Here is a 3,127-nt window from a genome sequence, read left to right as displayed (position 1 = left end):
TGAAGCCCGGGTGCTTCGGATCATCGACGCCGATCATCTCGAATTCCAGGTTGGCGGCCAGGTCACCGATGGCCATCGGCGGATGGGCCAGGAAGGCCTGTGCGGCCAGTCCGCCCTCCTCCTCGCAGCCGAACAGGGCGAAATAGGCGGTGCGCCGATGCTTGGCGCCGGAGCCCAGGATGCGGGCGAACTCCAGCACAGCCGCCGTGCCCGAGGCGTCGTCATTGGCCCCGTGGAAGATCACGCCATTGCGGACGCCCAGATGGTCGTAGTGGGCGCTGAGCAGGATGGCGTGGCGGTCGGCGTCCGGGGCCGTTCCGTGCAGGACGCCGATCACGGCATAGGTGGTCCGCTCGCGCGGCGGTCCCTGTGGGGCCTCCAGGCGCGCATCTCCCGGCTCCAGCTTGCGCAGGGCGGCCATGGCGTCGGCCTTGGCGAAGATCGTGACGCCCATGCTGCGCCCGGCGCGGCGCTCGACTCCGGCGATCTGTGTGCGCCCCGGCGGCCGGGTCGACAGGTCATCCCAGTGGGCGAGGATCTCATCGCTGGCCGGCGTGATGACAGCGGTCGCGCCGGCGCGCAGCAGGCCCTGAACGCCCGGAGGGTCGTAGATCGGGCTGTCGAAGATGACGATCTTGCCGGTCACCGCCTCGGGCGCGGCACGGGCGTCGGTCAGCCGGATGAAGGGCGCCTGCAGGGACGGCGGCGGCTGCATGGCGGCCATGTCGCGGCCCTGCAGCAGTTCCACATGCTGGCCGCCGGCGGTGAGGCTGAGGGTCGGCGGCGCCGCGGCGGTGGGCGTCGTGAGTTGAACCGGCTGCAGATAGCCGTCCATCCCCGCGCCGGCGGCGACGCCATAGCGCTTCAGGGTCTCGGCGACGAAGCGCGCCGCGACGTGTTCGTCCTCAGTCCCGCAGCCGCGCCCGCGAAGCGCATCGCCCGCCAAGCGGTCCATGTTGGCCTTCACGCATTGGGCGCAAACCACCGGCTTGGCGGCTTCCAGCGGAAGCGGCGTCGCTGCAAAGGCGGCCGCCGCCAGGGCGCCCGCAAGAAGGACTTGAAACCGCACCGTCTCTCCAGATCAGTCCGCGAGCGACGGCGTCGCCCCATGCCGCCGGCAAGGTGGCATGGGGCGGGCTGTTACGGCTAGTGCTTGGTGCGCCAGGCCGCCTTGGCGGCGTCCTTGGTGAGGTTCAGGCGCAGGGTGTCGTCGTCGACCATCTCGACCCAGGTGATCGGGATCATGTGGTGTTTGAGGCCCGCGGAAAGATCGAGCTTGGTCAGCTCGATCTCGTCGCCCATCACCTTGTCGACCCGGCCGACGTGTCCGCCGTCGGAGCCCACGACGTCCATGTGTTCGCGGATCTGGGAAGTTTGAATCATATCGTGTCTCCTGAAGCGGGTTGAGGCTTGGGAAACCCGAAAGACCGTGGGAAGTTTCGCCGATGGTCGAGCCGATCAATCTCAACAAGGTCCGTAAGGCGCGCGCCAAGGCGGACGCCAAGGCCAAGGCGGGCCAGAACCGCGGCCTGTTCGGCCTGCCCAAGCCCACCAAATTCGCCGCGCAGCTGGAGGCCGAGCGGAAACGCCGCGAGCTCGAGGCGAAGAAGCGCGAGGACTAACGAGGAGGGTCCGACAGCCGCCCTTCATACCGACGAATAGGCCGGCTTCGAAAAGGGACAATATTCCGCTTCGGCTTCCGTGACGGGCAGCCTTGAGTCGGTTTTGCAATGTCAGGCTGCGGCCGATTTGAACCCCGTGGCTGCCGCCACAGCACGGGCCAGCATGGTCGGATCAGGTACATCTTGGTTGTCCTGACGGGGGGTGTAAGGCGCCTCCAGTCTTGCAGCCTCGTCGTCCGCCAGGGTGATCGAGAGCGCCGCGATCGCGTCGTCGGGTGCTTGGTTCTGAGCGCGCCCAGGATTGGCGCGGCGACGACGGGGTGGCGATACGCCTCGGCTGACAGAGAGCAAAGATCGTGAGGCGCGCATCGCAGCGCAGCCGGCGCCGGACCTGACCGATCCCGACAACCCAGAGCTTACCGCGGCGGACTTTGCGCGGATGAAGCCGGCGAGTGAATTGGCGCCGGAAATCCTGGCGTATTTTCCGAAGACGCGGGGTAGAGGCAGGCCGCCGGTGGCGGCGCCGAAGGAGCACGTCTCGCTTAGGATCGCGCCGGATGTGCTGCGGTTCTATCGCGCCAAGGGCAAGGGTTGGCAGGCGGAAATCGAAGCGGCCCTGCGGCTGGCGATGTCGATGGAGGCGGACGCGAAGCAAAGCGCTCCAGATGCACGCTCTTAAGCTCGCATCGGGATGCCAGCAGCTTTTGCCCACAAGCCGGCAACCACCAGCTCGCCACCCGCCCTTCACCTCAGTGACGCCATGGGGGAGCATCTTCCTTGCGGGCCCAGTGCAACGTGTCATCCAATTGCTCGGGCCTGCCCTCGAGTTCTCGCCGATCGTAGGCGCGCAGCTCACCTCCACCGTCGCTGATCAGATGGGCTTGGCGGTCGATGATGCCGCCGAGCATCTTCTCGGCAGGCTTCATGTCGTGGTCGGTCAGAGCGCCATCCGAAGCGGCACGGTCCAAGCGCTCCTGCAGCCAGGACTCCCGGCGCTCCAGGGTCTACCCGAGCCGCGCTGCGCCGCCGCCGCCGGACTATGGTCGCGGCGGCTTCCCGTCTGACTTTGGAGTCTTCGGCCTAAGCGGTCTTGGGCAGCGACCGGTCTCGGGCCTCTAGGGGGATGGAATCGTAGACGCTCGGCGGCGTGATCCCCAGGCGGCGACGTGCGGCCTCCAGCGGCTCGGCCATCAGCGCCTCGTAGTCTTCGCCCAGCAGCCAGTTGGCGGCCTTGCCGCGCCGATAGCCCTGCCAGATCGCCTTCACGTAAGGATAGGTCTTCGATTTGCGGGCGCGCGACGCCGCGCCAAGCCCGATCACCGCCCAGCCAAGCCCTTTGGTCTGGGCGTAGGAAAAGGCCACCAGGCAGGACTCGCCCAGGCCATCGCGGTGGTAGCCCGACAGGATGTGCCAGATGTCGTGCACGTCGCGGGTGCGCCGGCCCATCCAGGCATAGGGATGCTGCTCGTCCACCTGGCTCGCGCCCTGGCGGCTGATCTCGGCCA

Annotated in this window: 6 protein-coding genes; 2 read left to right on the top strand and 4 right to left on the bottom strand. The window is 67.8% G+C overall.

Annotated elements, in window-relative coordinates:
• Nucleotides 1-1,069: M28 family peptidase (locus tag E8A12_RS00030; RefSeq protein ID WP_293365703.1), on the bottom strand; the 1,069-nt coding region annotated here is incomplete at its 3' end.
• Nucleotides 1,070-1,146: 77 nt separating this feature from the next.
• Nucleotides 1,147-1,383, bottom strand: coding sequence for a DUF2171 domain-containing protein (locus E8A12_RS00025; RefSeq protein WP_293365702.1), 237 nt, complete (start codon nucleotides 1,381-1,383; stop codon nucleotides 1,147-1,149).
• A gap of 62 nt (nucleotides 1,384-1,445) precedes the next feature.
• Between E8A12_RS00025 and E8A12_RS00020 the strand changes: the two genes are divergently transcribed.
• Both E8A12_RS00020 and E8A12_RS00015 read left to right on the top strand, forming a co-directional pair.
• The gene (locus E8A12_RS00020; protein WP_293365701.1) at nucleotides 1,446-1,622 is read left to right on the top strand and encodes a DUF4169 family protein; all 177 of its coding nucleotides are present in this window, start codon (nucleotides 1,446-1,448) and stop codon (nucleotides 1,620-1,622) included.
• Between the two features lie 301 nt (nucleotides 1,623-1,923).
• On the top strand, nucleotides 1,924-2,301 hold the full coding sequence (locus E8A12_RS00015) for a BrnA antitoxin family protein (protein ID WP_293365700.1): 378 nt from the start codon (nucleotides 1,924-1,926) through the stop codon (nucleotides 2,299-2,301).
• A gap of 70 nt (nucleotides 2,302-2,371) precedes the next feature.
• On the opposite strand, the gene E8A12_RS00010 is transcribed toward E8A12_RS00015, so the two are convergent.
• Together E8A12_RS00010 and E8A12_RS00005 are read right to left on the bottom strand one after the other, a co-directional pair.
• Nucleotides 2,372-2,590 carry a hypothetical protein gene (locus tag E8A12_RS00010; RefSeq protein WP_293365699.1) on the bottom strand — a complete coding sequence of 73 codons (219 nt, stop codon included), beginning with the start codon at nucleotides 2,588-2,590 and terminating at the stop codon, nucleotides 2,372-2,374.
• Between the two features lie 112 nt (nucleotides 2,591-2,702).
• On the bottom strand, nucleotides 2,703-3,127 hold a 425-nt coding region (locus E8A12_RS00005; protein ID WP_293365698.1), incomplete at its 5' end, for a Coq4 family protein.

The sequence above is a fragment of the Phenylobacterium sp. genome (genome assembly GCF_004799395.1).
Taxonomy (GTDB): domain Bacteria; phylum Pseudomonadota; class Alphaproteobacteria; order Caulobacterales; family Caulobacteraceae; genus Phenylobacterium.
This window is presented reverse-complemented; position numbering and strand designations above follow the sequence as displayed.